Source organism: Ensifer sp. SSB1, from assembly GCF_016652895.1.
Lineage (GTDB): Bacteria > Pseudomonadota > Alphaproteobacteria > Rhizobiales > Rhizobiaceae > Ensifer.
In genome coordinates, this window is the sequence record NZ_JAEPRP010000108.1 from 1 (window position 1) to 24408 (window position 24408).

Below are 24408 nucleotides of genomic sequence, written 5' to 3' on the forward strand. Positions count from 1 at the left end.
CCTTGAATCATCCATCAAACCTCAATTCAATACTTTAATGGGTCCTGACCCTAGTGAAATCAGAGACGTTTTGATGAATCCTTCTGCCTGCCTCCCAAATCAGGCATGGCCGGTTCGCATCAAGGAAAGCATGGTTGCGCTTCCGCTTGGTCGTGAATTTGATTCCGGATTAAAAGAAGTTCTTCCGCTCGAATGGGAAGCGCGAAACATGTCGCCGACGCCGAGGACCTCCCGGCTGGCTCCGGCAAGGGCCGCAACCGGCGTCTGCAGATCGCCCTGCTCCAGAAACGACGGGCCATCCTCGGCTTTCGCCGCGTCCGGCAGCAGCCGCGCCGTCAGACGAGAAAGCGGCCGGGCGAAGGGAGCAGCCAAGGCCGCCAGCACGAGATTGAAGCCAAGATGCGCGTCGACCGGCAGCTTGTCATGCGACAGCGGCAATAGTTTGAGCAAATGGCCGGAGTAGCCATCCAACGGCAGTGCCAGGAGGCAACCAACTGCCCGGACGATCAGATTTCCAAGCGCGACACGTCGGGCGCTGGGCGCCGCATGGAGCGTTGCAAGAACCGGCGGCACGGCCCCACCGAGATTTGCGCCAAGAACGAGCACGATAAGCAGCCCGGTCGAAAGCTGGCCGGATGCGGCAAGGGACAGGATCAGCACCGCGATCGCGAGGCTGGACGAGGCAAGGACGGCAAGGGCTGCGGAGATGACCAACGCAACCGGCCAGGCATTGTCGAGGAGCGCGAGGAAGGCAGAAAGCGCCACAGACGTTCGAAGCGGTTCGGTGGCAGCGCCGATCAGATCAGCCCAACACCGACGAGCGCGGCACCTGCCCCCTTGCGGGCATTCGAGCTTCCGCGCCCGACGACAACACCGCAAAGCAGCAAAAGCGGCGAAAGCCATCCCAGGCCCAATGCGACGATCCAGGCGGTCATCGCCGGTCCGACATTGGCGCCAAGCAGACCCACTTGCGCCATGCGCGGCAGGATGAGGTCACGCTCGACGAATGACGCCACCATCAGGGCAGTCGCGGTCGAACTCTGCAGCGCAACGGTCGCGACGAGGCCGGAGAAGAAGGAGCGAAAGCCGTCGCGCGTTCCGGCCGCAAGGCCAGCCTTCAGCCGAGCGCCGAAGGCGCGCTGCATGCCCTCGCGCACCTGGCCGAGACCGAAGAGGAGAAGGGCCACAGCGCCGAAGAGATTGATGCTGACGTTCGCCGAATCCACGGCTCCCTCCCCTTGAGCAGCCTTACTGCCGGCCCCGCAGCAATTCCGCCCGGAACAACTGCTGAAAGGCAGCGTAGCTTTCGAAGCCAAGATCGTTGACGAGGCGCATCACCGTCGTCGTCGAGACGCCGCTGCGCTCGGCCACCTCGCGCGCGCTCGCGAAGGCAACGTCATAGGGATGGCCAAGGACGAACTTCGCCACCTCCAGCCGCCCGCCCTTCAACCGCCGTACACCGAGGCGACAGGACTCCCGCAGTTCGACAAAAGTCGCCGGAGGTGCTATCGAGGCGGCAGTGACGGACAGTTGATGGACCATGTTTAGGCCGCCTCCACGTTGGAGGGCGTGCTCTCGATGTGGACACGAAGACTGCCGGTTCCGGCACGATCAAGAAAGGCGTCGAACGCACCGAAGAAGATCGAGAGGAAAGTGTCAGTCGAGCCGTCCCAACCACCTTCCGCAGCACTACCGAACCGTGCAGCGAGCGCTCGATAGAGCCTGAGGCGCGGCCTGGGGATCTTGTCGAGCGCAAGCACGGCTGCCTGGCGCAGACAATACCAATCGGTGATCAGCTCAAGCATCTCCAGGCGAACCAAGTCAGTGGCGTCCTCGGGCGGACATGCCGCGGTCACACTCTCGATCGCGCCCGGCCCGCCGAGGCGTTTGCAGACATCCTCGACAGTGAGCCCGGAGATCTCTTCGACGGCTTCCTTCGGCCACTCCTTGAGAAAGTAGCGATACTGAACCAGGGCGCGTTTATGCGCTTTCAGGAACGATCCGTAGTCGGAGACGTCAAAGGCGCTATCAGCTTCTTCCGTGAGATGGGCCATTTCTCGCCGATAGCCACACGAGATGCGCGGATCGACGGCGCTGGAGGACAGCTCGACGGTTTCGACCAGCAGAGCAGAAGCGGATGGCTCGACGATCTTGAAGGCGGGCGGAAAGGCCACCAGGGACGGCACGGCGATATTGGTGAGCACACCCTCGCCGGATCCTCGGCGCGTGACGCCCTCGACATGCAGATGCCCGCTGAAGTGCAGCGTCATCCCCGCGTCGATCAGCGCCTGCGCGACTTCCTTGCGCGGCGTTCTGCGTGCAATGTTCGTCTCGCCGAAAAGCACGCCTTCGGCACCCGTTGCCCCATCAAAGGGATCGAGAACCGGATAGTGCGAGAAGGCAAGAAGCGTCTTTCCGAGCCTGCGGGCGCGTGCCGAGACGTCGGCGATCCAATCGATGATGAACGGCTTCAGCTTCAAAAGCGCATTCCAGCCGGCCCCGGTACTATCGACGAAAGCCGCCTCATCGCCTTGTGGGAACATGCCGTCGCGCGGCTCGAACACGTTGGCGTCGATCATCATCAGCCAGAGACCGGGCTCCGGCTCGACCAGATAGGTAGCGTCCATCAGCGCGTAGCGGTTTCGGCCATCTGGGGACGAAACGTCGTAGAGACGGTCTTCGACCTTGTCCGAGGCGCCGAACGGGGTCTCCCAATGGATATCGTCGGACCTTCGGAAGTATCCGAATGCGGCCATCGGCGCGAGGCCCGTCGGATACCCCTCGCAATACATGGACGGCGTCGTGTAGGTGCCGGGGCAGGCCATTTCCTCATCGCTGGTGACGAGGACCCTCGCATCATTCACATCGAGAAACTGCTTGGTGTGATGGCGGCCCTTCGGGCCGAAAATGTCGTGGTTGCCGGGGAGTGCGTAGAAGCGCGTATCATGCTCGCGTTCATGCCGCTCCAGAATGGCGCGCAGGCGCTCTGCGGTTTGCCGCTGGCCGTCATCCGTATAGTCGCCCAGCAAGACGACGTGACGGATTGCGCGCCGAGCCACCTCCGCCAATGCCTCGTCCAGTGCCCTCGCACTCTCGTTGAATACGCGGGTCGACTCACGCGTATCGGCCCAGCTTCTGATGGCCAACGCCTTCCCATCGACCTCGATGCCTGGAAACGCGAAGTCGGTCTCAAGATCATGAAAGTGGGCGTCAGCGATCACGGCGATCCGCGGCAAGTCAGCCATTGGCATTCGCCTCCGCGCGGGACGCTTCAACGAGATCGATCCAGGTGGAGGCGCGCCGCGCCGCCTCGTACAGCATCGGCTTCGGTGTTTCGAACCATTCGTCCGGCCGCAGCTCGCGATGCTCGCGGATATGGGCGACCGCGGCGTCTAGGGTCGGAAACAGGTGCGGCTGTTGCTTGTGCAGGAAAAGCGCCACCAGCGACACGGAGCGACTGCGCCCGCCGCGGCAGTTCACCAGAATGTTGCCGCCGTCGATGAAGGGGTAGGTCGGGCGTTTAGGCATCGTTTGACGCAGGGCTCCGTCGAGAATGTAGTAGGCACCAAGCATCATCGTATCCGGGCTGCCGTCGCCATCGATCATGCCGAGCTTGTAGTAGCGTATGTCCGCGTAGCCACTTGCGCAGAGGTCGTCATTGACCGCGACCTCCTCCTCACGCACGAGATTGATATCGAGGTTGACCGCACAGTTGACGACGATGGTGATCCCGTGACGCTTGAGCAGTTCCATGTCGCGCGCGCCGTCGCTGCCGCCGATATAGAGATCCGCTCTACGGGGGCCAAGTTCCGTGGCGATCAGGCTGATTGCGGGTCGCGCGTAAACCGGTGCGTCCATTGTAGTTTCCTTCTGTTGTCGTCGAACGAGGCGCTCCGCCGATCGTTGGTTCACGCCGGCTGAAGCGCAGCGGTCCGTTCGTGGGCAAGGATCGGAATGCCGGAGGCTTCGCTGACACCGTCGGCGATGGCCGGCGTCGATGCAAGCACCGGTCCTCCGTCCCGGAGACTGCCGATCTCCAGGAACGGGCACACGACGCCGCCGGCCTCGGCAACGAGCAGGAGCCCGGCGAGGCAGTCCCAGGAGTTCATGTGCAGCTCCACATAGGCATCGGAGCGCCCATCAGCGACATAGGCAAGCGCCAGTGCTCCGGACGCCCCGCGCCGGACATTGGCGCCCTTGGCGAGCATCAACCGCATGGTTTGTAGATAGGTCTCGTCCGGCACCCGGCGTGACCAGCCCATTTCGACGGAGGCTGCATCGAAGGTGACCGTCGACGAGATGCTTATGGGCTTGCCGTTCAAAGTCGCACCAGCGCCTCGTCGACAAAAGTAGAGCTCGTCCTGGGCCGGATTGTAGATCGCGCCGATCTCTGCCCTGCCCCCTTCGACATAGGTGATCGAAATGCAGAAATGCGGAATTCCGCGCGCGAAATTGGCGGTGCCGTCCACCGGGTCGACGACCCACACGCGGTCGCCGATCGAGCCGCCGCCCTCCTCGCCCAGAAACGCATCTCCAGGAAAGTGCGTGGTGATAGCCTGACGGATATGGGCCTCGGATGCGGCATCGGTTTCCGTGAGGAAATCCTGTGGCCCCTTCAGCGAGAAGCCGCGCTCGGAACTCTCCTTGAAGCCGCTCAGCACCAATGCGCCGGCAGAGCGAATGACGTCCCGACATAACGACGCCCGTCCTGCGAGGTCATTCGAATAGCGCGGATTGTGATCGTTCATCGGGAGACTCCATTGCACACGCGTGCACATTTGCACGCGTGTGCACTTCACGCAAGCGGAATCTGCGCCTGCGTCTCGTCGTCTCTATTGTCGCATTGAACGCTTCGTGCCGGTCCGCGTAGCGAGCACATTACGGATCGCAAAGCTCGAGTGGATCCGCGAGACACCAGGAAGAGCGGAGAGGATTTCCTTGTGAATGCGCTCGAACTCGCCGGCATTGGCAACTTCGACGCGCAAGAGATAGTCCGACCCGCCGGTCATCAGGAAACATTCCTTTATTTCCGGGTGCCTGCGTATCGCGGCCTCGAAACGGTCGAGGTAGTCCTCCGTCTGGCGATCGAGCGTGATGTTGATGATCACGGCAATGGAAGCTTCGACGTTCGACGTGTCCACCAGAGCGGTATAGCCGCGGATAACGCCGGCCTGTTCCATCAGTTTTATGCGCCGAAGACAGGCCGATGGGGAGAGGCCGACTTCTGCGGCGAGACTCGCATTGCTTCGTCGGGCATCCAGCCGAAGCAGGCGAAGAATATTGCGGTCTATCGCATCAAGCGCGGACATGAAAGATCATTCCAATTCATCTTTGTTTCTTTCAATGATCATGATTTCACGCAACGATCAATCATTCTTTCCTGGGAAATTTCACGATCGTTTCACTAGTCTCGCGCCAATACGGGGAGGCTGGAATGGACGGGACAGTACAGGCGAAAAGGCAACACGCGGCGACCGCCACAGGCGGCGCATCGGGCTACCTGACCATCGACCTTGCGGCCATTGCTCGCAACTATGAAAAGCTGGCGGCGGAAGTCGCGCCGGCGCGTGCCGCAGCAGTCGTCAAGGCGGACGCCTACGGGCTCGGCGCCGTCAGGGTCGCGGCCAGGCTATACGAACACGGCTGCCGCCACTTCTTCGTCGCCCAGTTCGTCGAGGCCCTGCGCCTCCAGCCAACTCTCGCCACCGATGCCATTATCTATGTGTTGAACGGCCTTCAGCCCGGCAATGAAACGGCCTGCGCCGAGCGCGGCATCGTGCCGATCATCAATTCGCTGGAGCAGTTGCAGCGCTGGAGCCAGACTGCGAGGACGCTCGGCCGTAAGCTGCCGGCGGCGCTGCAGTTCGATACCGGCATGTCGCGCCTCGGCATTCCACCGGCAGAACGCGCTGCCGTTGCCAGCCTGCTCGGCGACCACATTGATGTCCGGTTCATCATGAGCCACCTTGCCTCCGCCGACGAGGCTGCGAGCGAACAGAACGGAAGCCAGCTTGCCGAGATGAGCCGTATCACGGCTGAATTCCCGGAGTTCGACCTGTGCTTCGCCAATTCGGGCGGCATCTTCCTCGGCAGGCCCTATCACGGTGTACTTGCCCGCCCCGGCATCGCGCTCTACGGCGGGGCACCGATCGCCGACCAACCGAATCCGATGGCCCCCGTCCTGCGCCTCGATGTTGCGGTCGTGCAGACCCGCACGGTCCCCGCCGGCGCGCGCGTCGGCTACAGCGGTACCCATATTGCCGCTGGCGAAACCCGTCTTGCCACCATTGCCGCCGGTTATGCGGATGGTCTGCCGCGGTGCCTGAGCGACCGGGGCGCCGTCTATTGTGACGGGATTCGCCTGCCGATCGTCGGTCGCGTCTCGATGGACAGCATCACCGTAGACATCTCCGCTCTGCCGGAAGGTCGCCTGCACCTTGGCAGCCTTGTGGAAGTGCTCGGCCCCCATCAGGCGCTTGAAGATATTGCACGCGACGCCGGCACCATCGCCTATGAAATTCTGACCGGCCTCGGCCAGCGCTACGAGCGGCTATACCGCTGACCCCTTCTCTTTTTGCTTGAGGGCATCATGAAAGTTATCGTTCTCGGCGCCGGCATCATCGGCGTGACGTCGGCCTACCAGCTCGCCAAGGCGGGACATGAGGTGACGGTCATCGACCGTCAGGCCGGCCCTGCCCTGGAGACGAGCTTCGCCAATGCCGGCGAAGTCTCCTTCGGCTACTGCTCGCCCTGGGCAGCACCCGGCATCCCCATGAAGGCGATGAAGTGGCTGTTCATGGAGCACGCGCCTCTGATCCTGCGGCCGAAGGTCGACACGGCCATGCTGTCGTGGATGGTGAAGATGCTCTCCAACTGCACGTCCAAGCGCTACGCCATCAACAAGAGCCGGATGCTGCGCCTTGCCGACTACAGCCGCATCTCCCTCGCCACGCTGCGGACAGAGACGGGCATTGCCTATGACGAGCGGATGCAGGGCACGTTGCAACTGTTCCGCACGCAGCAGCAGCTCGATGCCTCCGGCAAGGACGTCAAGGCGCTCGCCGCTGACGGCATTCCCTACGAGGTCCTCGACCGCGACGGCTGCATCCGTGTCGAGCCGGCACTGAAGCACGTGCGCGAAAAGATCGTCGGCGGCCTGCTGACGCCGAAGGACGAGACCGGCGACTGCTTCAAGTTCAGCAACGCGCTCGCGAAAAAAGCCGAAGAACTCGGCGTGCGCTTCAACTATGGCAGCATCATTCGCGGCCTCGACGTCGAGGGCGGTCGCGTCCGCGGCGTTGTCACCGCGCATGGGACGTTGCAGGCCGACGCCGTTGTGGTGGCACTTGGCAGCTTCTCGCCGCTCCTTGTCGGGCCGCACGGCATCCGCCTGCCGGTCTATCCGGTCAAGGGCTATTCCCTGACGATCCCGATTACCGACGCCTCGCGCGCACCGGAATCGACCGTGATGGACGAGACCTTCAAGATCGCCATCACCAGGCTCGGCGACCGCATCCGCGTCGGCGGCATGGCCGAGATTTCCGGCTACACCAACGATCTCGGCGAGCCCCGTCGCCTTACACTTCAACACTCTGTCACCGACCTCTTCCCCGGCGGCGACGTGTCGAAGGCGAGCTTCTGGTCGGGCCTTCGCCCGATGACGCCGGACGGTACGCCCGTCATCGGCGCGACCAAGGTCGAGGGTCTCTATCTCAACACGGGCCACGGTACGCTCGGCTGGACGATGAGCTCCGGTTCGGCTCGGGTGATCGCCGATCTCGTCAGCGGCCGCAAGCCTGAGATCGACGCGACCGATCTCGCAATCGCCCGCTACGCTTAAGCGGCTCCGTTCAACCACTTTCGAGGAGACAAATCATGATCCAGGAAATCCACACGAACGACGCGCCGGGTGCCGTCGGCCCCTTCTCGCAGGCGATCAAGGTCGGCAACCTGCTGTTCGTCTCCGGCCAGTTGCCGATCGATCCGGCGACCGGAGAGTTCAACTCGGACGACGCGATCGCGCAGGCAGATCAGTGCCTCAAGAACCTTGCCGCCATCGCAGCCGCCGCCGGCACGAGCCTTTCCAACGCCGTCAAGACGACGGTCCTTTTGACCGATCTCGGCAATTTCGCCGAAATCAACAAGGTTTATGCCGGCTTCTTCTCCAAGCCGTTCCCCGCACGCGCCTGCTACGAAGTGAGCGCGCTGCCAAAGGGCGCAAAGGTCGAAATCGAAGCCGTCATTGCGCTCTAAGCGAGCCGGTTGCGAAGCCGTCAATCGAATGGGCGGCCAACGCCGCCCAACCTCTGCAAGCATGGTGTGGCTTGAGCCCGCGCCAGCAGCGCCCATCACCATCCGGCGCGTTGTCGATCGAGCCACTCCCCCATGACGGTCGCGAGGCACTGTGGCGCCTCCATCGGAACCATGTGCCCGGTGTTTTCGATAACTTCGAGGCCTGAGCCGGCGATCCCCTCATGAAGCTCGAGCGCTTCGGCTCGAGACCTCAATCGGTCCTGTTCCCCAGCAATGACGAGGGTCGGACAGTTGATCGTTTTCAGATCATCCCGTTCATCTCGCCGATCGATCAGCGACTGCCTGCGAAAGACATCGCCTCCCAACCGCTGCCCCGCCGCCTGAATGCGCTCGACAATGTCCGCGCGGTCGGCATTGTCGGGATGCAGCGACGAGGCGACGGCCACCCTGCTCAGTCCCTTGAAAACGGCGCTGCCTGTCTGCCCGGAGATTGCGGCCTTCCGCTGAAGTTCGACGTTGCTGTCGCCGCGTGCGGATGTTGCGACAAGCACAAGGGCTGAGACCCGACCGGCAGCCTGCCGCACGATTTCCCGAGCGACGTACCCGCCCATCGAGAAGCCGACGAGCACGAACTTGGGCGGCGCTTCCGCGAGAGCGCGGCGCGCCATGGCCGCTATCGAACTGTCCTGCGAAAGATCTGCGTATGAAACGGGACCAAAGTCGCTCAACGCGGGCGCCACATCGCGCCAAAGATCGGCGTCGAGCATGAAACCCGGGACCAGAATCGTTGCCATGTTTCGCTACCTCGCCGCGCAGATCGCCTGACGCTACCGGAAGATGAGGGTCGGGTCTTCAAGGAAAGACACTCACCCTGGGCCAGACGCCGCCGGGACGCACGGCCGCACCTCGAACGTCCAGCCCCCCAGCGCAAGCGCGGCCCTTTGAATAGTCGGGATCCGTTCGCCTGGCGGTCCAGAGAGGCTGCGAAGCCATTCCACATCCACATGGCGATCCTTGATATTTATAGATATTTATTCCCATAGCATGGACTTTTCAGCACGAACGTGCCAATAGATATCCATATTGCGACGCGCCATCGTATTTGCGAAGCATTTTGGTGAGCGCGTCTTCCCTCTTCGCTGATTGCTTCATCAGCCCCCATCAAACGAAGGAGAGTGCCCTGCTTCCGGAGCCGGGCCCAGTACATATGGCATTTGCAACTGAGAGCGACCCCTCGGCAAACGACCGACCGGTCAAGATCAGTATCAAGAACGTCTTCAAGGTGTTTGGTGAGCGGCCGGAACAGGCCCTCCGTCTCCTGAACGCCGGCAAGACCAAGTCTGAAATCCACGCAGCGACGGGCTGCACCATCGGCGTCAACAACGCGAGCTTCGACATTCGCGCCGGCGAGATCTTCGTCATCATGGGCCTTTCGGGTTCGGGCAAGTCGACCATGCTGCGCCTCATCAACCGCCTGATCGAACCCACGACCGGTTCGATCGAGATCGAGGGACGGGACGTGGCGCGCATGCCGCGCGGCGAGCTGATCGCACTGCGCCGTCGCGACATCAGTATGGTCTTTCAGTCCTTTGCGCTTCTGCCCAACCGCAACGTCATCGACAATGCCGCCTTCGGTCTCGAAGTCGCCGGCGTCAGCGAGGCGGAACGCAAGCAACGGGCCCGCGCAGCACTGCAGGCTGTCGGGCTCGATGGCTACGACAATAGCCGCCCTGATCAACTTTCCGGTGGCATGAAGCAGCGCGTCGGCCTCGCCCGCGCTTTGGCCGGCGAACCGTCGGTGCTTTTGATGGACGAGGCCTTTTCCGCGCTCGATCCGCTCATCCGCACCGAAATGCAGGACGAACTCGTCCGGCTTCAGGCCGAGCACAGCCGGACGATCGTCTTCGTCAGCCATGATCTCGACGAAGCCATGCGCATCGGCGACCGCATCTGCATCATGCAGAACGGCGAGGTCGTACAGGTCGGCACGCCCGACGAGATCGTGCTCAAGCCCGCCAATGACTACGTGCGCTCGTTCTTTCGCAACGTCGACGTTTCGCAGGTCTTTCGTGCGGGCGACGTCGCGCGCAAGACGCAGGTCACCATCATCGAGCGTCAAGGTGTTTCCGCCGCTGCCGCATTGGAGCGCATGGAGCACTTCGACAGGGAAGTCGCCATCATCCTCGGCCGAGACAAGACCTATCACGGCATGGTCAGCCGTACTTCGCTGATCGACACCGCACGCGACGGTGCAGGCCATTCCTACCGGCGGGCCTTCCTGCCGGACATCGCGCCGATCCTCGCATCGGAGAGCCTCTCCAATGTGCTCGGCACGGTCGCGGCCAGCCCCTTTCCCGTGCCCGTCATCGACGAAGCCGACCGCTACCTCGGTTCCATCAGCAAATCTGCGCTTCTCGAGACGCTCGATCGCACCGCCTGATCCCGCCAGTTCGGAGACAAATCATGACTTTCGATATCGGCGACGGCGTTGACAGCGCCGTCAACTACGTGCTCGACAATTTCGCGCCGTTGCTCGACCTCATTGCTGCGGCCATCGGCGCCGTGACGAACAACATCCAGGCGCTGCTGCTCGCGACCCCCATGTCCATCGGGCTCGCCGTCTTCGTGCTGCTTTCGCTGTGGCGCGTCGGCTTCGGCTTCGCGGTCTTCACCGCCCTCTCGCTTTTCCTCGTCGACCATATGGGGCTTTGGTCCGCCATGATGGAGACACTGTCGCTGGTCCTCGCTTCGACCCTCGTTGCGATGCTGATCGGCTTGCCGCTCGGCGTTGCCATGGCCCGCAGCGACCGGGTTGCCGCCATCGTTCGGCCGGTGCTCGATCTGATGCAGACAATGCCGGCCTTCGTGTACCTGATCCCGGCTGCGATGTTCTTCGGCCTCGGCGCCGTACCGGGGACGATCGCAACCGTCATCTTTTCCATGCCGCCGGTCGTGCGCCTTACCAATCTCGGCATCCGGCAGGTGCATGTGGAGTTCATCGAGGCCGGCAATGCCTTCGGCTGCACTGCCCTGCAGTTGCTCTGCAAGGTACAGCTTCCAAACGCCATGCCTTCGATCATGGCCGGCATCAACCAGACGATCATGCTGTCCCTGTCCATGGTCGTGATCGCATCGATGATCGGTGCGGGCGGCATCGGCAACACGGTGTTGACCGGCATACAGCGGCTCGATGTTGGCACCGGCTTCGAAGGCGGCCTCGCCGTCGTCATTCTCGCGGTCGTTCTCGACCGCCTTACCCAGAGCTTCGGAAAGGAGCGGGCCTCCCTTGGGTTCCGCCTCTTCCGGCGACAGACGCAACAGCCCGAGGTCTCGGCCGCCACGGCCTGACGACCGGCGGACTTGCGCCAAAGATGGCGACGTTCACGCCGCCAAATGCGAACCTTCAAAAAAGGAGCAACAATGTTCAAGACCCTCGTTTCAGTGAGCCTCGCGGCCGGTATCGCCGCCGGCACGTTCGGTTCGGCCTTCGCCGAAGACAAGACCCCGGTCAAGATTGGCTGGGCCGCTTGGTCCGACGCCGAATTCGTGACCAAGCTCGCCGCAAAGCTCATCAAGGACGAACTCGGCCACGAGGTCGAGCTGGTTCAGACCGACATCGCACCACTTTACCAGGGTGTGAGCCGCGGCGACCTCGACGCGATGATGATGGCATGGCTGCCCGAAACCCACGCCGATTACTTTGCCAAAGTGAAGGACAAGGTGACGACGCTCGGCACCGTCTATGACGGCGCCAAACTCGGCTGGGTAGTGCCCAAATACATTCCCGAAGACGCGATCGCCTCGATCGACGACCTCAAGAAGGACGATGTGAAGGAGAAACTCAAGGGCCGGATCGAAGGCATCGATCCCGGCGCGGGCCTTACGCGCCTGTCCGAGCAAGCCGTCAAGGATTACGAACTCGACGGTTACAAGCTGCAGATCTCCAGCGAGGCCGGGATGCTGACATCCATCGACCGGGCGATCCGCAACGAACAGTGGTTCGTCGCGACATCCTGGAGCCCGCACTGGATGTTCGGCAAGTACGAGCTTCGCTACATCGACGACCCGAAGAACGCGCTCGGAAAAGCCGAACACGTGGATGTGCTCGCCCGCAAGGATTTTGAGAAGGACAATCCGGAGGTCGCCGGTTTTCTGTCGCGCATGAAGCTGCCGATCGGCGATCTCGAGGCGGCGATGTTCAATGCCCAGGAGACCTCCTACGAGAAGGCCGTCGATAAATACATCGCGGACCACCCGGACCAGATCAAGGCCTGGCTCGCCAAGGAAGGCGGCTGACCCCGACGCGCCGATTTTCCGCTTCCGCCCGCGACATCGTCCGCGGACGGTTCTTCAGACAAAGGAGCATCGATATGCTGAACGACACCCTTGCGCCGCGCGCCGCACGCGATACCAGTGATGACACGATTGGTGGCCGCATCTCCCTCGCCCGCGATGCCGCGGGCCTTAGCGTCGAGCAGATTTCCGCCGTCGCCGGTGTGACCGAAGATACGTGGACCAGTTGGGAAAACGATCGCGCCGAGCCCAGGGCCAACCGCCTCGATATGCTGGCGCGAATTCTGCAGGTGAATATTGCCTGGCTGCTTGACGGACAAGGCAGGGGACCTGCCGAGGCGTTGAGCGACATCTTCGCGAATCGGTCCTGACCGCCCCTCGGACCGAGCCGATGCAAACAGAAGCTGGCCGTCGCTGGCTAGGAGCGGTTGAGGGGTAGGAGTGCTCTACTTGGGGCGGGACGCCTCGGTTTCATCAAGCCCAAAGTAGCAAATAGTTTAAGTGCCGTTGCTGTGTGGACGGCGGCAGCGTCTCCTCACCCCCGGCACGTTCAGCTTTATCGCTGCATAGGCGTTCGCTGCATGATCCATTTTGAGGCCGCACCCCTTAGACGGCTTCGGTCGGCTCGAGGCGTCGCGACAGAGACCAATCAGTCAGATACGCAGACGCGTTCCAAAACAGGAGCGCTATACCACCCCCCATGATCCCGTCCGTCGCGTAGTGCCAGCCGAGTTGGATCGAGCCGATGTAGATCGTCACGGCATAAACCAAGCCAATGCCACGACACAGGCCCCCGCGCTGCCAGGCCACGCATGCGATGATTACAGCCACCGCTACATGTAGGCTAGGCATCGCGGAGATACCGGAGATCCCCCCGACATCACGCGTGTACGACTCCCAAAGGATATCCTGCGCGATAAGCGCCCACACCATACCGGTCACGGCATTGACGTCCTTGAGCAGGGTCATCAATGGCGCGTAAGTGTCGTCACCGTAAAGGAGTTCCACAAAGCAAGGCCCGGACGACGATAACAGGAGCGCCACAACGTTACCGCCTACAAACCAGGTCAGCAGAGTCGTGAAGATGTACCGCAACCGTAACTCATGATTGCCGATCCACGGAACTACGACCATCGATACGGTAAATATAACCATCCAGAGATTATAGACAAAGTTCAAAGCGACGAGCCCATATGCGTTGCCAAACACTTTGCTAGTCACGACATATGGATCAACGCCACCGAACAATGCTCGGTCCAGCCGAAAAAGAGTCTGGTCCCAAGAAAATGGAGCGATCACCGGAATCGTCGACTTGACCGTGCTAAACACAAAGATCATCGCGACAAAGATTCCGGTCGAATGCGCTGCGTGCGCCAGTCTATCGTTCCGGAGCAGAATTTTTTCCATGTGCGTCTTCAGCGCCGCCGTGGGGTGCTCTTCCCTTCTTGCGAGCATCATAAGCACGGTCCACATCATATAAAGGGACGCCATACTCGAAACCGCCGAAAAGGACCAGTTCACATAGAGTGATGCGGTTTGGTAATGCGGATCGACATCAAGATACCAAACCAAGCTCGCCATGGCCACAGAGTGCACGACGAGAATCGTATAGGCGAGCCGGTAGTCGACGGCAGCCCTTCCGAATGAATAAAGAAGCATCGTCATTGAGCATGACCGTTATGGATTTCCCCCACCGCCATTCAACCGCAGTTTCTAATATTTAGTCAACAGTCGATAGCGGCGCCGACGCTCTGACCTTTAAATTAGCGGCCGGACGTAACTCCCTCGCTCATCTGAACCGAGTTGCCTGACATACTCCCGAATGCATGGTCCGATCGAGAATATTTAGCCTTGAAACGGGCTCGTCTAAGGCGTCGATGAAACCCTCCATTGTCGACGGTCTCACTGGACTTTATCTCAGCCGTCTCGCGAGACTCAATCGCGCCCGGCAGGCGGTTGATCCATCCGCATCTGGCGCAGCATGTTGCGCCCGGCGATGAGCATCTCATACAGGAATGCCACAAGCGAGACGATGAGCGAGACGATCGCGCCGCCGAAGAACCAGAACAGATTTTCCTCACGGAATCCAAACGCCAGCGCACCGGCGAGCAGGTTAAGGATGGCGCAGCCGGTACAAATCGCGGCCAAGGTTCCCAAGGCGACCGCTATCTCAAGGGCAAGGGTTCGCCGGCGCAGATAGTCCAGCTGTATCCGCCGCGCTTCGCCCTCCCGGCCCTTCTCTCCCACTTCGTTAACCCGGTCCGAGACGCGGCCGAGACGTGTCGCATAGACATTGACAAACCCCGCCGTACCGGCAAGCAGGAAAACAGGTGCCAAGGACGTCTGGATGATCGAGGCAAAATCGGTGACGATTGATAGCGACTCCATCAATATCCTCAATAACCTTCGCGCAAGTGGCTTCAATTTAAAGTCGGCGAGTGTGCGATCCACCTAAAGCAGCCGCAAAATAGACAATTTTCTGGCAGGCAGCTTAAACAACGCTTGGTGAGACCCTGCGGAGAGTGGCCCGCTCGAATGCCTCACATCGGATCAGCACACGAAATGAGATACCCAATTCCAGGTGAGGAGTCCGTGAACTCATCAGCAGTTTAATTATTTCATTTCTTTGACGAACCGAGGATGTTCTTGATGATTGCCGCGTGAATGCTGAGGCACGCCAAGAGTACCAGAACGAACAAGGCGAACGCCGCGAACGAGCCGTCGACGACCGGCCAGCCCACCGGCGGAAGTTGAGAAAACGAGATGCTGGCGAGCCCTGCGCTGTTTCGCGATATCTCCAGTACAGCGAGTCCCGAGCCGACAAGCGCCGCATGCGCATGAATGAAGTGCAGTCGCAGATATCGCTCCGGGCGAACCGCCAGATAACCGCCAACGACGGCGGCGACAAATAGCATCAAGGCCGCCCCCCAAAAGGCCAAATCGGAAGCAGTTATGAGCGTGAGTATGAGCGTCCGCGTCATTGGCAACATACTCGTGTACACGGCCCAGGCGAGCGGACTGGACGGGGCGTTGCAAAGCAACCCGATGCTCAAAAGTGAGAGAGCCGCAATCATGTAGGCTCCGCTGGGCCCAAGTCGAACAATGGTCAGTGCGAACGCCCGCATGTCTCTTTCCCTTCATGCCCGCACACCCGATGCGGGCGTGTCAGACAGAAAATATAAGGTGATGCTTAATCGAGGCTTACGAGATCTAGCGGTTGGGTCGCCACATCTTGCTGCCACACGAACCCATCCTGGTTGGCATCTCACAGCTTCACCCCTTGAATAGCAGACTCAAAGGCGGAATTGGAGAGCTCAGTCGAGCTGTCGGCCTCCATGTGTCTCTTTATTGCTACTCCCAATTTCAATTGTTTCTTTATTAGGTATTTTTCAGGAAGATTTCCGGTGAGCGCATTCGTAGGCGAGGCTAGGATACCCACAATTGGGGGAACGTAATGGAAATGTCTCGGAGCAAAACACGTCGCGTTACACTACTGCTCACCGGGGTGCTGCTGCTAGCCGGGTGCCAATCGGATGCGCTCGACGATGTCGCCGCCTTTGGTGATAGCGCGAAGACACTCAACGATGATTCGGCGGTAGCCTTCTACAAGGACGATGAGCTCGTAACCACGGGCAAGCTCCAGTTCCAGGAGAAGAACTACGGAAAGTCCTACGCGATCTACAAGAAGGCAGTTGAGGTCTATCCGCGCGACCCAGCCGCATGGTTGGGCTTTGCTGCCTCGTCCGACATGGTCGGTCGGTTTGATAGCTCGGATCGTGCCTATGTGCAGCTGTCCAAGATGATCGGAGGCACAGCCGTCTATTACAACAATATCGGCTACTCTCACTTGCTGCGCGGTGACCTACCCGGCGCCCGCACGTATTTCCTGAAAGCATACGAGATCGACCCCTCGAACGAGACCACGGCGAAGAATCTCGAATTGATGAAGAACAGCGTCAAATACGCGCAACGATAGGCTGCTTGCGGCCGCCCTCACGTCTTTCGGCGCGCAAGACCGCCTCGGGTGGATTCGTTTCCACAAATTCTTCTAAGAGGGCAAATCCGCGCCTGCACCACGCACGCGCAGATAACACCGAGCGGCCCCGATACCTGATGTCACCGCGACGGCGCTTCGAGGGATCTGGAGGCAATAACCTGTCTCAAGGCGGGCTCGGTCTAGCGCACCTTCCTCAGCACGAGCTTGCCATCCGCCGAGACGGTTCGCTCGTAGCGCGGCAAGTTGGCAATGGAACCGCCCTGGGGATCGGCCGCAGCCAGCACGTCATCAACAGCGGATGCCGAAGCGGAAACCGAATAGGATGACGGCGACAAGCGCTGGGGAACTTCCTTCCCCGGCGCGCTGATGATCATGCTGCCGCTAGACGCGAACATGCTCGGAGTTACACGACCAGCGAGATCAGCGACATCCTTCTGCAATTCCTCGACCGATTTGCGAACGGCCGCCATCTCGTCGCCCTTGGCTCCGCCGGCGATGTTCACGGCCTGCTTGCTGATCTGCTGCTTCAGGCCGTCGATCGATCGTTTGAGCGCAGAAAGGGCTTCTCGGCTTTCGCGAACGTCCGCGGCATTCTTTGCGGTGTAAAGCAGAATTCCGGCATTCAGCGGTAGCATCGCAAGTGCCAGCGCAATGATCGGCATGCTCCGCGATCGGCTCGGCTCCTTCGCGGCGTGCTCGTTGCGTCGCGCTCGGACGTCGGGCACGATTTCGACATCGACATTCGAAATATGTGTCATCGAATTCCTCCGTCACGGATCGGGCCGCGGCCCCACGCTGCCTGCACCCAAACCCACGTGATCCCGCTGGATCGCCTCTCGTCAGACGATCCGCGCTCCCGCGCCGATCGTCACCCTGCCATATTATTTCAGTCACTTCTTAACAAGGACGCCACGCGTCTTCGCCTGCCGCCCGGCTCGGTCTCCCGCCTCAGTCCAATGTGAACACCCCACCCCACGCCCGCTCCAGCATCTTCAGCGAAGCAACCTTCGGCTGCTCGTTGAACTCGCAATAGGAGGAGATGAAATCCAGGAGGTACTTGGGATGGTAACAAGACGCCAGCGTATCTCCTCTGTACTTTCGGTCGTAGAACAGGTGCAAATCATCGTCCACCAAGTCTATCGCGACCGAGCGAGCGTAGGACTCGAAGATGCGCAGATATTCATCCCGCGACGGGTTATTCACATATATCTTATATTTGAGGCGCCGCAGGCCAGCTTCGTCAGAGAGTTCCCGCGGCGGAATGTTGGTCGAGAAGACGACGAGCTCGTCGAACGGCACCTTGAACTTTTTGCCTGTGTGCAAAGTCAGAAAGTCGTAGCCGCGCTCGAGCGGAACGATCCAGCGGTTGATGAGCGCTTGGGGTCGGTCCTGCTGGCGCCCGAAATCGTCGATGATGAATACCCCACCCGATGCCTTCAGATGCATGGGTGCCTCATAGGCCCGCGATGCGGGGTTATATGTGAGGTCGAGCAGATCGAGCGTGAGCTCTCCACCCGTCTTGATGACGGGCCGCCGGCATTCGACCCATCGCTGGTCGGTCTTCGCGTTCGGTTTACTCGTCGGCTCTCTCACAGCCTGGTGCGTCGCCTCGTCATAGAAGCTGATGACATAACCACCGACCTCAATGGCGTAGGGCACCCAAATCGTCTGGAGGAAGAGCTCGGAAGTCCGCTCTGCAATGCTGGTCTTGCCATTACCCGGTGGACCGTAAAGGAGAATGGATCGGCCCGAATTGACCGCCGGTCCCAGCTTCTCGACCAGTGCAGGCGACAACACCAGCCCGTCCAAACTTCGGATGAGCCGCTCATAGGTGACGCGTTCGTGATGGATGGACTGCAAACTGATCTGGCGGCAGAAGGCATCGAGCGACACGGGGGCCGGGCCGATATACTCCGACTGCCGCAGCGCCACCTGCGCGTAGTCCAGGCCCTTTGACGAGAGCGCGTAGCGGATGTCGGACCTGACGTCCTCGCCAGCGAGCCCGCGCGCCTCAAGATAGGACAGCTTCACCAATTCCTTGATGAGCAGGTTCGTCAGCACCTTCGACAACTTCATCCGATCGGCGAGATGAGAAGCCGTCACCGTGTCCTGCTCGGTCGCGCACTTCGCGGCTAGTCGCAACAGGAACGACGACTCCAGCCCGGTTTCGTCAATGCTTAGCGGCACCACCGGCATGCGCGGGTCAAGCGCGACGGCAAAGTCTTCTCGGTCTTGACTGGGCAAATACTGCATGAAGCCACACTCCTACCTAGCCCCCCGGCCTCAAGCCGGTGAGCAGGCCTATGACGCGAAGGACGATGGGGACAAGGACTATGATAAGACTGACGGGGAATAGGAAAGCGCCGAGCGGCAAGAGCATTTTGATCGGCAGCGCATTGGCCTTTTCCTCGGCGCGCACGATCCGCAGATCACGCATCTCCTTGCTGTAGACACGCAGCGTCTGGGTCACGCTCGTCCCGAGCTCCTCCGACTGACGGAAAAGCACCGCGAGCGAGCGTGCTTCGTCGATCCGCAAACGTGTCGCGAGGTTGGTGAGGGCCTCGCGCAATCGACGGCCACCGCGCACCTCCAGCATCATGATCGACAGGTGAAGGCCGAAATCCTGACGTTTCTGTACAAATTCCCGGGCGACGCGGTCCGCTGCCGCCTCAACGCTCATACCTGCATCCAGGCACACGGTCAGCATATCCATGAAGTCTGGAAACAGCCGCCGGTACTCCCTTTCCTTGGCGTCACCACGCCGGTCGATGTAGATGTTCACCAGCATGAAGGTGGCGGTGGTCGCAATCATGGCAATGACCAGGATCGCTGGCCGGGACATCTGCGGAGCGAACCGATCCAAAGCCCAGGCCGCCCCGACCATGACCACGCCGCAAAGGAGTGTCCGTATCACCTGAAATACGGTCACAGCTTGGGCGCCGAAATAGCCGGCGCGGATCAGCCGGTTCTGCGTGGAGTTGGCATTTTGGTCGCGCCGGGTAATTTCGAAGTAACGGCGGATCAGGCGGTTCTCCGCGTCTCCCAGGCCAACAAGGGCTCCTTCGGCGAACTGGAGGTCGTCGCCCCCTGCTTTTGCAGTCGTCTCAGATAGCCGGACACCAACTTCGCGTCGACGAAACACCAGTTCCGAAATAACGCCAGCAAATATCATTACGGCGAAGAAGACGACGATGTAAATTCCGTACTCGCCCATGGCGGCCTCAGTATTCGAAGTTGACCATTTTGTAGAGAATGACGTTGCCCACAACCATAATAGCGACGAGCACCGCGACGATGGTCGTTCCATGGCCGCTTGCCCAAACCGGATCGAAGTAGGTTGGTGCCAGCGTCTTGATCAACGCGTAGAGGAGGAATGGATAAGCGGACATGAAGATCGCTGTGATCCGCCCTTCCGACGAAATCGCCTTCACCTTGGCCTTCAGCATCGTGCGATCACGCAGCGTCTTTGAGAGATTCTGAAGGATTTCGACTAGATTGCCGCCCGTGCCCGCCTGGACGCTCAAGGCGATTGCCAGTAGATTGAGATCTTCCGCGCCGACGCGCAGGCTCAGATTTACCAGCGCATCATCCAGGGTGGTGCCGTAAGTCAACTCATCGGAGAGCAGGCCAAATTCTGTCCCGACCGGGTCGGGCAATTCGCGCGCCACGAGGGAAATCGCCGCCGGCAGCGGATGACCTGCGGACAGGCTGCGATTGGCAACGTCGAGTGCTTCAGGAAGCTTGAGGGTAAATTTGCGGATCCGGTTAGCACGAGTCCGCCAGACGACAATGACCGGGACGAGAAAGCAGATCACCAGAAAGACGGGTATCTGTACCAGGATGCCAGGAAGCAGGAACTGGACCGCAAGCCAGACCAGAACCGCACCGACAAACCCATAGAGCGCAAAACGCTGCGCGTCGAACTTGACGCCTGACTGAGTATAGAGCTGCCGGACGCGCTGGACGAACGGCAGGGATCGCCACTCGGCGTCGACGCCACGCGCTTTCAGCATTGCGCGGTAGGTCTTGAGGTGGTCCTCGCTCGCATCGAGCAAGCCCAGCCGATCATTGACGGCGCGCTGGCGCTCGGTCTTCCGGAAGTAGCTGCGCAACAGCGCCTCGACGGAAACCAGCGACGCGATGAAGACTGCGGCGTAAAGGAGCAGCAGGGTCACGGTTCAATCACCCCCGTTTGCAATGGTCTTCCCGGATCGAAGATCGCCGCTGGAAGCATGATCCCGAGCTGCGCGAATTCCTCGACGAAGCGCGGTCGAAGGCCGGTGGCGCGAAACTCCCCGTGGATGCGGCCGTTCTCGTCGGTGGCAGTTCGCCTGAACCGCATGATCTCCTGCATCTGCACGACCTCGCCTTCCATACCGGTTATCTCGGAGATCGAAACCACTTTGCGGCTGCCGTCGCTCAGGCGCTGAACCTGAACAATGATGGTGATTGCCGAGGCTATCTGCGAGCGGATGCTTTGTTGCGACATGGGCATGCCCGCCATACCGACCATCTGCTCAAGCCGGCCGACCGCATCGCGCGGCGTGTTGGCGTGAATGGTCGTCATCGAGCCTTCGTGGCCGGTGTTCATCGCCTGCAGCATGTCGAAGGCCTCTTCGCCGCGGACTTCGCCGACGATGATGCGGTCAGGCCGCATGCGCAGCGCGTTCTTAAGGAGCTCGCGCTGGCGCACTTCGTTGCGTCCGTCGAGGGTCGGCGGTCGCGTTTCCAACCGTCCGACATGCGGCTGCTGGAGCTGCAGTTCGGCCGCGTCCTCGATGGTGATCAGGCGTTCATTGGCCGATATCTGCGAAGACAAGGCGTTAAGCAAGGTCGTCTTGCCCGAGCCGGTACCTCCGGAAACGACCATCGACACCCTGCCTTTGACGGCGGCGCTCAGCAGGATCCGCATCGCATTGGCCATGGCGCCATACTCGACCAGACGCTCAAGCGTCAGCGGCTTGCGGGTGAATTTGCGGATCGAGACGAGCGGTCCGTCGACCGAGATCGGCCGGATGGCGACGTTGACGCGCGATCCATCCTTCAAGCGAGCGTCAACCAGCGGCGTCGCTTCATCGACACGTCGTCCAACAGCGGAAACGATCTTGTTGATCACCCGCAGCAGGTGATCTTCGTCCTTGAAACGCACCGCAGTGCTTTCGAGCTTGCCCCGCCTTTCTACATAGACGCTGTTGTAGCCGTTGATCAGAATATCGGCGATGGAGTCGTCAGCCAGCAACGGCTCGATGGGCCCGAGTCCGAGCATCTCGTCAGTGATGTCGCGGATCAGGTCGCTGATTTCCTTCGCATTAAGTGGGAAATTGTTGCGTCGGATATAGTCCTTAACCAGCGGCCTGATTTCGGTGGCGATTTCCTCGTCGTCCATCGTGTCGAGAATGCCGAGATTGATGCGATCGAGCAGGTAGCGATGAAGATTGACCCGCTCCGCCACCATGTCGAGCCCAAGCGACTCCTCAAGCCCCGCACCGGCCGCAGCGCCAGCGGTCTCTGTGCTGGGCATCGAGGCAGCTACCGCCACGGACATCGAGGTTGGCTCGGGAGCCTCCCGAACGTTTTCGTCCGGCTGCTGCTTGTAGAAACGTCCAATGAACCCGGTTGCCATTGCTTCCCACCCTGTTCGACTATTCGACGATCACCGTTGCTCCGACCTTCACCCGCCCGTAGAGATCGATAATGTCGGCATTGCTCATGCGGAAACAGCCGGACGAGGCGAACTGCCCGACCGTCGACTGCTCGTTCGTACCGTGGATGCGGTAAAGCGTGTCGGCTTTGCCCCGGTAGAGATAGATGCCGCGGGCGCCGAGGGGATTGAAAGGGCCGGCAGGTATCAGTTCCGGCAGTTCCGGTGCGCGCACCTTCATCTCGGCCGGCGGTCGCCACTCGGGCCACTCGGCCTTTCTCCCCACCTTCACCACGCCGCTCCAACGGAAGCCGTCGCGGCCGACCCCGATCCGATAACGGATCGCGCGGTTACCGGAGATAACGAGGTCAAGCGTCCTAGCTTGACTGGCAACGACGATCGTGCCGGCCGGGTAGGTTTTGTCGATCGATACGACCGTGCTCGTTTTCGGTCCGAGGCTGCGTGGTACCGTCCCGTCAGCTGCCGCAGCCTGCGGTGCAATTACAAGGACACCAAAAAGCGACAGGGCCGGCATCCATCGAAGGAACCTGGCGACCCCGTCGCCGTGCCTTGGAGATCCGATGCTGGCGCGTAGGAATGCCCTCATCTGACGAGCGCCCCAAGCTTGCCAACGGCACCACAAAATGGAGAGCGAGAATTAACCTCGTGGGGCAGGACGCCGCGGTTCACCGCCTCGCTCAGCGTATCCCAATCGTACGGAATGATGTGCGCGTGCGTGTCCTTAAATACCTTGTCGACCTGTTCGCGGCGCACGCCAAGGCTAAAGAGCTTGGTGCGGTATTTGTTGATCACGACCTGAATGCCATCAGCGCCGCCGCGCAGACGTACGAGACGAGCAAATAGATCCTTGGCCTGATGGAGCGATGGGATTGTCATTTCAGTGACGATGGAAATGCTGTTGACTGAGGCCAGTACGTCGCTCTTCCAGGGCGTTTCATAGTAGGGCACGTCGATGACCATGTGGTCGCTCTCGAAAGCCGCGACATCAAGCATTCGCAACGCCAGTTCGGCGCCCTTCGGTTCCAGCAATATGGAGGGTTGCTTGAACGACAGCAGCGTGAACCCGGCCGAATGCCGCTTGCGAACGAGATCGATAAATTCGAGATCGACACGCCCTGGGTTCGCGACAACGGCCTTAAGATCGTAGTCGTTGACGAGATTGAGGTAGTAGCCGAGCGACCCGGAAGAAAAGTCCAGATCGAAGAGGCCAACGCGCGGCGCCACTCCTTTCGTCGGCTGCGCCAATATTTGTGCCAGCGAGGATGAAATCACGCTCGCCCCGGCACCACCAACTGCAGCGACGATCGCGTGCACCCGGCTCTCATTGCCGCTGACGCCCGGCGCATGCGTCGAGATCATGTCGATCAGAGCGCGGCGCTCTAGTGGCTTTTTCAGCCAATCGTCTCCGTTCAGGCGAAATAGCAGCCGCATCAGTTCATCGGACAGAACTTCGGATACGACGACCATAGGAACGTTGCGGTGTTTGGCGCGGAACTGAGTGGTCTCTGGGCGGGAAAGAACCTCGCCATTATCGACATCAAGCACGATCAAGTTGAACTCTGTCGAATCAACCTTTCCTGCTTCGCCAAGTGCGCTCAACGACATATGGCGCGCTTCATAGCGCGACAGCGACCCGAACGTATCCAGCATGAGGCTCGCCGCCGCCGCATCGTCGGAAAGAACGAGTATCTTGATGGTCGTTGTAAAGTTCATGTGTGCGGTCATCTCGCTTCCCCACGCAGAATTGAAGGGCTCAGCAGCTTGAACATGTCTTCAGGTCTTCCGTCGTCAGCGTCACCGGATGGGCAGGAACTTCGATCCGATTTAATCCCAGCAAAGCGCCGAGAAGCGGCAGATCGAATGTGACGCCGCGCACTTCCAGGCGCATGGTCAGCACAGGCCCGTTCGGCCGTCCCCAGTATCCCAGGCCGGAGCGTTGATAGGTGACGACGACGTTTGCCGGCTGGATACGCCAGCTGATGTCGCAAATGCCTGGGTTGGGGTCACCCGCCACCCCACAGACGCCGTCGCTGCCCATGACAATCCGGGTTAATGCCGCGCTGCAATTTGCGAGATTCGGTCCGCAGGTCGACGATATCGTCGCATCATTCGGCGTCGCATCGCCATTATAGAGAGGGTTGTTGTTGTCTGTCGGAAAAACGGCGGCGAAGTTGTTCGTCAGCGGATCTGAGACGGCTGCGAG

The 24408-nt window shown here is 60.6% G+C and carries 25 protein-coding genes and 1 pseudogene; 8 read left to right on the forward strand and 18 right to left on the reverse strand.

Annotation, left to right across the window (positions count from 1 at the left end; translation table 11 throughout):
- Positions 1 to 210 precede the first annotated feature (210 nt).
- From I8N66_RS23820 to I8N66_RS23845, 6 genes and pseudogenes are all read right to left on the reverse strand, one after another.
- Positions 211 to 1226, reverse strand: a pseudogene (locus I8N66_RS23820) (Na/Pi cotransporter family protein); the annotation flags it as partial.
- Between the two features lie 22 nt (positions 1227 to 1248).
- Complete coding sequence (locus I8N66_RS23825; protein ID WP_291158731.1) at positions 1249 to 1542, reverse strand: hypothetical protein; 294 nt, start codon at positions 1540 to 1542, stop codon at positions 1249 to 1251.
- Between the two features lie 2 nt (positions 1543 to 1544).
- Positions 1545 to 3245, reverse strand: a complete 1701-nt coding sequence (locus tag I8N66_RS23830) for a metallophosphoesterase (protein ID WP_291158733.1) — start codon at positions 3243 to 3245, stop codon at positions 1545 to 1547.
- Entirely contained in the window at positions 3238 to 3858 is a 621-nt protein-coding gene (locus tag I8N66_RS23835; RefSeq protein WP_291158736.1) for a dual specificity protein phosphatase, read from the reverse strand. The genes I8N66_RS23830 and I8N66_RS23835 overlap by 8 nt, the downstream gene beginning before the upstream one ends.
- Positions 3859 to 3908: 50 nt before the next feature.
- Positions 3909 to 4748, reverse strand: a complete 840-nt coding sequence (locus I8N66_RS23840; protein WP_291158739.1) for an inositol monophosphatase — start codon at positions 4746 to 4748, stop codon at positions 3909 to 3911.
- An 84-nt stretch (positions 4749 to 4832) separates the two neighbouring features.
- Positions 4833 to 5309, reverse strand: coding sequence for an Lrp/AsnC ligand binding domain-containing protein (locus tag I8N66_RS23845; RefSeq protein WP_113537390.1), 477 nt, complete (start codon positions 5307 to 5309; stop codon positions 4833 to 4835).
- Positions 5310 to 5434: 125 nt separating this feature from the next.
- Between I8N66_RS23845 and alr the strand changes: the two genes are divergently transcribed.
- The 3 genes from alr to I8N66_RS23860 are packed head-to-tail and all read left to right on the forward strand — an operon-like array spanning position 5435 to position 8253.
- Positions 5435 to 6562 (forward strand): alanine racemase, encoded by a 1128-nt coding sequence (gene alr, locus I8N66_RS23850; RefSeq protein WP_291158742.1) that lies wholly within the window; start codon positions 5435 to 5437, stop codon positions 6560 to 6562.
- Positions 6563 to 6589: 27 nt separating this feature from the next.
- Positions 6590 to 7840, forward strand: coding sequence for a D-amino acid dehydrogenase (locus I8N66_RS23855; RefSeq protein WP_291158744.1), 1251 nt, complete (start codon positions 6590 to 6592; stop codon positions 7838 to 7840).
- Positions 7841 to 7875: 35 nt separating this feature from the next.
- A complete protein-coding gene (locus I8N66_RS23860) occupies positions 7876 to 8253 on the forward strand; it encodes a RidA family protein (protein ID WP_291158748.1) in 378 nt (125 codons plus the stop codon).
- A 95-nt stretch (positions 8254 to 8348) separates the two neighbouring features.
- Here the strand turns inward: I8N66_RS23860 and I8N66_RS23865 are convergent, their stop codons facing one another.
- Entirely contained in the window at positions 8349 to 9047 is a 699-nt protein-coding gene (locus tag I8N66_RS23865; protein WP_291158751.1) for an alpha/beta hydrolase, read from the reverse strand.
- Positions 9048 to 9460: 413 nt separating this feature from the next.
- Between I8N66_RS23865 and proV the strand changes: the two genes are divergently transcribed.
- From proV to I8N66_RS23885, 4 genes are all read left to right on the forward strand, one after another.
- On the forward strand, positions 9461 to 10693 hold the full coding sequence (gene proV / locus I8N66_RS23870) for a glycine betaine/L-proline ABC transporter ATP-binding protein ProV (protein ID WP_291158754.1): 1233 nt from the start codon (positions 9461 to 9463) through the stop codon (positions 10691 to 10693).
- Between the two features lie 23 nt (positions 10694 to 10716).
- Positions 10717 to 11601: a proline/glycine betaine ABC transporter permease gene (locus tag I8N66_RS23875; RefSeq protein WP_291158757.1), complete on the forward strand. Its 885-nt coding sequence runs from the start codon at positions 10717 to 10719 to the stop codon at positions 11599 to 11601.
- 72 nt (positions 11602 to 11673) lie between these two features.
- The gene (locus tag I8N66_RS23880) at positions 11674 to 12549 is read left to right on the forward strand and encodes a glycine betaine ABC transporter substrate-binding protein (RefSeq protein ID WP_291158760.1); all 876 of its coding nucleotides are present in this window, start codon (positions 11674 to 11676) and stop codon (positions 12547 to 12549) included.
- Positions 12550 to 12623: 74 nt separating this feature from the next.
- Entirely contained in the window at positions 12624 to 12917 is a 294-nt protein-coding gene (locus I8N66_RS23885) for a helix-turn-helix transcriptional regulator (RefSeq protein ID WP_291158763.1), read from the forward strand.
- 235 nt (positions 12918 to 13152) lie between these two features.
- On the opposite strand, the gene I8N66_RS23890 is transcribed toward I8N66_RS23885, so the two are convergent.
- The 3 genes from I8N66_RS23890 to I8N66_RS23900 all read right to left on the reverse strand — a co-directional run bounded on the left by I8N66_RS23890 (position 13153) and on the right by I8N66_RS23900 (position 15671).
- Positions 13153 to 14211 (reverse strand): phosphatase PAP2 family protein, encoded by a 1059-nt coding sequence (locus I8N66_RS23890; RefSeq protein ID WP_291158766.1) that lies wholly within the window; start codon positions 14209 to 14211, stop codon positions 13153 to 13155.
- 270 nt (positions 14212 to 14481) lie between these two features.
- Positions 14482 to 14934, reverse strand: a complete 453-nt coding sequence (locus tag I8N66_RS23895; RefSeq protein ID WP_365887764.1) for a DUF2721 domain-containing protein — start codon at positions 14932 to 14934, stop codon at positions 14482 to 14484.
- A gap of 230 nt (positions 14935 to 15164) precedes the next feature.
- Positions 15165 to 15671 (reverse strand): hypothetical protein, encoded by a 507-nt coding sequence (locus I8N66_RS23900; protein ID WP_291158771.1) that lies wholly within the window; start codon positions 15669 to 15671, stop codon positions 15165 to 15167.
- A 329-nt stretch (positions 15672 to 16000) separates the two neighbouring features.
- Here I8N66_RS23900 and I8N66_RS23905 point away from each other — a divergent pair, with 329 nt between their 5' ends.
- Entirely contained in the window at positions 16001 to 16522 is a 522-nt protein-coding gene (locus I8N66_RS23905) for a tetratricopeptide repeat protein (RefSeq protein WP_291158774.1), read from the forward strand.
- A 200-nt stretch (positions 16523 to 16722) separates the two neighbouring features.
- On the opposite strand, the gene I8N66_RS23910 is transcribed toward I8N66_RS23905, so the two are convergent.
- The 8 genes from I8N66_RS23910 to I8N66_RS23945 form a co-directional block, all read right to left on the reverse strand.
- Positions 16723 to 17301 carry a hypothetical protein gene (locus I8N66_RS23910; RefSeq protein WP_291158777.1) on the reverse strand — a complete coding sequence of 193 codons (579 nt, stop codon included), beginning with the start codon at positions 17299 to 17301 and terminating at the stop codon, positions 16723 to 16725.
- 190 nt (positions 17302 to 17491) lie between these two features.
- Entirely contained in the window at positions 17492 to 18796 is a 1305-nt protein-coding gene (locus I8N66_RS23915) for an AAA family ATPase (RefSeq protein ID WP_291158780.1), read from the reverse strand.
- 16 nt (positions 18797 to 18812) lie between these two features.
- Positions 18813 to 19757 carry a type II secretion system F family protein gene (locus I8N66_RS23920; RefSeq protein ID WP_291158783.1) on the reverse strand — a complete coding sequence of 315 codons (945 nt, stop codon included), beginning with the start codon at positions 19755 to 19757 and terminating at the stop codon, positions 18813 to 18815.
- 7 nt (positions 19758 to 19764) lie between these two features.
- Positions 19765 to 20718, reverse strand: coding sequence for a type II secretion system F family protein (locus I8N66_RS23925; protein WP_291158786.1), 954 nt, complete (start codon positions 20716 to 20718; stop codon positions 19765 to 19767).
- Entirely contained in the window at positions 20715 to 22166 is a 1452-nt protein-coding gene (locus I8N66_RS23930) for a CpaF family protein (RefSeq protein ID WP_291158789.1), read from the reverse strand. Before I8N66_RS23930 ends, I8N66_RS23925 begins: the two co-directional genes overlap by 4 nt.
- Before the next feature lie 19 nt (positions 22167 to 22185).
- The gene (locus I8N66_RS23935; RefSeq protein WP_291158798.1) at positions 22186 to 22719 is read right to left on the reverse strand and encodes a L,D-transpeptidase; all 534 of its coding nucleotides are present in this window, start codon (positions 22717 to 22719) and stop codon (positions 22186 to 22188) included.
- A gap of 68 nt (positions 22720 to 22787) precedes the next feature.
- Positions 22788 to 23930, reverse strand: a complete 1143-nt coding sequence (locus I8N66_RS23940; RefSeq protein ID WP_291158792.1) for a pilus assembly protein — start codon at positions 23928 to 23930, stop codon at positions 22788 to 22790.
- A gap of 28 nt (positions 23931 to 23958) precedes the next feature.
- Positions 23959 to 24408: pilus assembly protein (locus I8N66_RS23945; RefSeq protein WP_291158795.1), on the reverse strand; the 450-nt coding region annotated here is incomplete at its 5' end.